The 507-nt window shown below is 52.1% G+C and carries 1 protein-coding gene; it reads left to right on the top strand.

What is annotated here, in order from left to right:
• Positions 1 to 507 (top strand): hypothetical protein (locus tag K0F85_RS28355; RefSeq protein WP_219119136.1); only part of this gene is annotated, 507 nt, incomplete at both ends.

Genomic DNA, 507 nt, shown 5'->3' on the forward strand with positions numbered 1-507 from the left:
CTGCAAACATTTAATGGGGTGAACGAGTTGACAGTTAGCAGCAATGCGAATTTGCTGCACTGCTTGGGGCGGCCTGCCTTATTGAGCCTAACACAGCCAAGTGGAAGAGCTGATCAAGGCAGGCCAAATCCGAAACGATGCGGAAATTCGTTATATCGCATCAACAGCCGAGTGCCGTTCTTAATTGCCATGGACTTGCCGCTAAATCGAAACGTTGGCGTGGTCAGTATCAACGAGATTTCTTCTGGTGTTTGGGATATTGAGATGTTTTGCGGCGCACTTGGTGATGCAGATGGATTCGATACGGTTCAATACCCAATCGACATTTGGGCATTTGGCTTTACGGAAGCGTTAGCAGGGTCATGGGGGATGGCACTCTTCAACTCGAGTGAGAGACTGGCCGCCGACTTTTCTCAGCCGTATCCGCTTTGGCCTCGGGCAGTGGTGGATGCATATGGTTCGCCCACTTTAGCGCTGCCATCGTTGACTCGGCCGGTGGTGGTGGGC

Origin of the sequence: Janthinobacterium sp. UMAB-56 (assembly GCF_900095265.1) — a bacterium.
Lineage (GTDB): Bacteria > Pseudomonadota > Gammaproteobacteria > Burkholderiales > Burkholderiaceae_D > Janthinobacterium.